This window comes from Ornithinibacter sp., assembly GCF_035443565.1.
Classification (GTDB): domain Bacteria; phylum Actinomycetota; class Actinomycetes; order Actinomycetales; family Dermatophilaceae; genus Fodinibacter.
On record NZ_DAORSO010000182.1, the window covers coordinates 1 to 3836 of the forward strand.

The following is a 3836-nucleotide window of genomic DNA, read 5'->3' on the forward strand; positions in this document are numbered from 1 at the left end:
AGCCTGGTGTCGCGGCTGTGGAGCGCCCGTTCCAGCTCGGCCACGAGGTCGGGGTAGGTCGGGTCGGGGAGGTAGGCCAGCAGGTGGATGCTCTGGTGGTGCCGGCTGCACGAGACCTCGATGCCCGGAACCAGACGGATGCCGTGGCGACGCGCCGCACCCGCGGCATCCTCCCAGCCCAGCGTCGTGTCGTGGTCGGTGAGCGCGACGACGTCCAGTCCGGCAGCGACCGCCTGCGCCACGACGACCGCGGGCGGCTCGGTGCCGTCGCTCGCGGTCGAGTGGGTGTGCAGGTCGATGAGCACCGGCCCAGCGTAGTGGCGCCCCGGGATCACCCGGTGAGGCAACCTTTTCGCAGATCGCTGCGTAGTGCAGGGTGACAACGTCTTCGAGGGGGTGTGATGGGCAGCGCGACCAAGAGCGAACGTGACGCGGCGTTCACGGCATTCGTCCACCAGGCGTCGCCGTCGCTGCTGCGCACGGCATGGCTGCTCACCGGCGACCACCACACCGCCCACGACCTCGTGCAGGCGGCCCTCGTGCGCACCTACGTCGCATGGCCGCGCGTGCGCGCCGACAGCGCGCTGGCGTACACCCGTCGGGTCCTGGTGAACGAGCGCACCGACCGCTGGCGCCGGCACGGGGCCGAGGTGGCTCTCGCCGCGGTGCCGGAGACCACGTCACCCGGGCCGGAGTCCGTCACCGACGAGCGGGATGCCGTGGTGCGCCTCCTCGCCCGCCTCCCCGACCAGCAACGCCGGGTCGTCGTGCTGCGCTACTACGTCGACCTGTCCGAACAAGCCACGGCCGACGCACTCAACATCTCCGTCGGGTCGGTGAAGTCGGCTGCCTCGCGCGGCCTGGCAACCCTGCGGGCCGAGCTGGCCAGCACCACCAGTGAAGGAGTCGTGCGATGAGCACGGACACGTTCGAGGACACCCTGCGCGACCTGCTGCGCGACACCGCGGATGCCGCCGGGCCGGGCTGCCTGGAGCCGGACGCCGACCGGGTGATCGGGCTGGGCCGGCGCGTGCTGCGGCGTCGGCGTTGGGCGGCCGGCCTCGTCGCCGCGAGCGTCGCCGGTGTCGCGGGCGTCATGGGGGTCACGGCACTGGGGCCGGGGGCCGATGAATCGTCCCTGCCCGCGGGGACCACGTCTGCCACGACGTCGGGCGTCGGAGAAGTCACCGCCGACCTGACCCGTAGCGGCTCGGTCGAGAATGCCTGGGGGCCCGCCGACGAGCAGCCGAGCGTGGAGGTCGCGGTCGACATGGGACGCAGGACCCTCTCGAGCTCGACCCTGGGGCAGGACGGTCGCACGTCGGACGTGCGGAGTGCGACGCTGCCCACCAACCCTCGCGCCTCGATGTGGGTCCCGACCACCACACCGGGGCTGGAGCGCGGCGTGCTGCCGGCGGCTGCGAAGGATGTCATCTTCCTCTGGGCGGGTGACCAGGGCGCGGGTACCCACGACCTGCAACCGCTGCCCGGTACCCCGTACCAGGCCTTCGCCGTCTGGGTCGGCGGGGAGAACGGTGGCCCGCCGCCGCTCTCCGGGGTGTTGTGGACCGACGGCGCAGCGGTCTTTCGCACCGACGGGAGCGAAGTCCACAGCGCGCGTGACGGAGCAGCGCTGGCGTTCGTGGATCGCGATCAGGGTGTGTTGGGCATCTTCGACGACGGCTCCTCATCCGTCGCCGCGCTTCCTGAGCGCGGAATCCCGACGATCATGACCGGCAGCCAGATGGACGGCACGGACACGCTTGAGACGACCGTCCTCCTGGTGCTTCCCCCCGGTGTCGACGAGGTCGGTGTCACGGCAGCCGAGGGTGCGACGCTGAGGTCGAGCGAAACCCATCGCGGGAGTTCCACGCAGGACACGCTGGTCGTGGCCCACCTGTCGGTGACCAGCCCTGCCGCGGGGACCGGGGTGGACAGCGTGACCTGGACCAACGCCGACGGCAGCCCGGGCGGGGGGCCGGTCAGCTAGTTGTGAAGTCCGGGGAGGGTGGCGCGTCAGGCGGGGGACGCCGGTCCCGGCCAGTTCTTGTCCGGGACCGGTGTGGGGCGGCCGGGTTGCTCACCGCCGCGCGCCTGCAGGTAGTTCTCCTTGGGCACCATGACCTTGCGCCGGAAGATGCACACGATCGTGCCGTCCTGCTTGTAGCCGATGGTCTCCACGTGGACCACACCGCGGTCGTCCTTGCTCGTGCTCTCCCACTTGTCGAGCACGGTGGTCTCGCCGTAGAGGGTGTCGCCGTGGAACGTCGGCGCCACGTGGCGCAGGCTCTCGATCTCGAGGTTGGCGATCGCCTTGCCGCTGATGTCGGGCACCGACATGCCGAGCAGGATCGAGTACACGTAGTTGCCGACGACGACGTTCTGACCGAACTGCGTGGTCTCCTGCGCGTAGTTGGTGTCCAGGTGCAGGGGATGGTGGTTCATCGTGAGCAGGCAGAACAGGTGGTCGTCGTACTCGGTGACCGTCTTGCCGGGCCAGTGCTTGTACGTCGCCCCGACCTCGAACTCCTCGTAACTGCGCCCGAACTGCACCGAAAGTCTCCTTCGCTCGACGTGAGGCGCCCATCCTCGCGTGAGCGCACAGCATCCGACAGCGTTGGTGGGCGTGCCGTTGCTCACGCTGCCCGGGCCGTCCTCCTCGCCACCGCGGATGGCGCGGTTGTCCGCTCAAGGCGTGAACACATGCCCGTCACGAGTGGACAACCCCGCCAGCGCCCTGCGGATCTGCGAGATCACCCGGGTCGGGCTGGCCAGGTCTGACCAGGTCACGCGCACCACGACGTACCCCAGCGCGCGGAGTGCGTCTTCGCGACGCTTCTCGGCCACCAGCGCCGAACGCCCCTGTGCCCCCTCGTACTTCACGGCTCCGTCGAACTCGACGATGACGTGGTCGCCGACGAGGAAGTCCACCCGGCCGACGAGAGTGCCGGACGCATCGCAGATGGGCACCTGGCTACGTACCGCCAGTCCGTGGTCGGTGAGCATCAGTCGCGTCCTCGTCTCTCCGACGGACTCGGACTGCGGGTCGGCGCGGCTCAGGAGCTGGTCACCACGGGCCCGCAGCCGACGGGAGGAGCATCGGTCGTCGAGGGCGAGCGCCATCTCGCCGAGGGTGCACTGGCCGGCATGCAGCGCCGCGTCGAGGGGCACCATGGCAGCACCGACGCCCGACCTCACGAGCACTTGCGCGATCCCCGTCGCGATGTCGACACACCGGTAACCGTCGGCGACCACGTGAGGCTGGTCCGCAGGTCGGGCGTGGGTGCGCAGCCCCGAGGCCAGGCGCACCCTGGATACAGCCGACAGGACGTCGACGGTGACGAGGTCGACGCCGTGGAGCGGCAGGCCGTGCAGCGCGAGGGCCGACTGGTGGCTGGCGATGTCTTCGGGCCGCGCCGCGAGCACGGCTCGGGTCCGCAGCATGAGGCGCTGCTCGGGCGTCGCCGCGGACCAGAGCTCCCCCAGAACGTAGGCGTCCCGGCGGACACGGACCACCTCCTGACTGCGCCGCCCGCGGGCCAGAGCACCGTCGTCCACATCGACGACCGCCGCCATGGCGCTCGTGAACACCCCGCCCCGGGAGCCAGCCACCGCTGTGAGCCTGTCGTCCATGCCCCTATCGTCCCGATTCGCGGCGGATGGGACGCTCGGTCATCCACAGGCGACGGCCTCGACGGGGTTGTCGACCCGTGACGCCCCTGTGCACACGTCACGGGCGGACAACCCCGCCACGATGGCGTCTCGGATCGTCCGCCCTGCGCGACTAGGCTTCCGCCATGGCGGACTTCATCGGCGCGGTCGACCAGGGCACGACG

At 70.8% G+C, this 3836-nt stretch carries 5 protein-coding genes; 2 read left to right on the top strand and 3 right to left on the bottom strand.

Annotation, left to right across the window (positions count from 1 at the left end; all coding sequences use genetic code 11):
- Positions 1-305: PHP domain-containing protein (locus PLL68_RS12950; protein ID WP_324534717.1), on the bottom strand; the 305-nt coding region annotated here is incomplete at its 3' end.
- A 96-nt stretch (positions 306-401) separates the two neighbouring features.
- Here PLL68_RS12950 and PLL68_RS12955 point away from each other — a divergent pair.
- Positions 402-917 carry a SigE family RNA polymerase sigma factor gene (locus PLL68_RS12955; protein ID WP_324534719.1) on the top strand — a complete coding sequence of 172 codons (516 nt, stop codon included), beginning with the start codon at positions 402-404 and terminating at the stop codon, positions 915-917.
- On the top strand, positions 914-1990 hold the full coding sequence (locus tag PLL68_RS12960; protein WP_324534721.1) for a hypothetical protein: 1077 nt from the start codon (positions 914-916) through the stop codon (positions 1988-1990). Before PLL68_RS12955 ends, PLL68_RS12960 begins: the two co-directional genes overlap by 4 nt.
- A gap of 26 nt (positions 1991-2016) precedes the next feature.
- On the opposite strand, the gene PLL68_RS12965 is transcribed toward PLL68_RS12960, so the two are convergent.
- A complete protein-coding gene (locus tag PLL68_RS12965) occupies positions 2017-2553 on the bottom strand; it encodes a MaoC family dehydratase (RefSeq protein WP_324534723.1) in 537 nt (178 codons plus the stop codon).
- A 135-nt stretch (positions 2554-2688) separates the two neighbouring features.
- Positions 2689-3633 (bottom strand): hypothetical protein, encoded by a 945-nt coding sequence (locus tag PLL68_RS12970; RefSeq protein WP_324534725.1) that lies wholly within the window; start codon positions 3631-3633, stop codon positions 2689-2691.
- Positions 3634-3836 lie beyond the last annotated feature (203 nt).

Excerpts from the sequence above, each read along its gene's own strand:
- PLL68_RS12955 (WP_324534719.1), top strand. The coding sequence starts at position 402 with ATGGGCAGCGCGACCAAGAGCGAACGTGACGCGGCGTTCACGGCATTC.
- PLL68_RS12970 (WP_324534725.1), bottom strand. The coding sequence starts at position 3,633 with ATGGACGACAGGCTCACAGCGGTGGCTGGCTCCCGGGGCGGGGTGTTC.
- PLL68_RS12960 (WP_324534721.1), top strand. The coding sequence starts at position 914 with ATGAGCACGGACACGTTCGAGGACACCCTGCGCGACCTGCTGCGCGAC.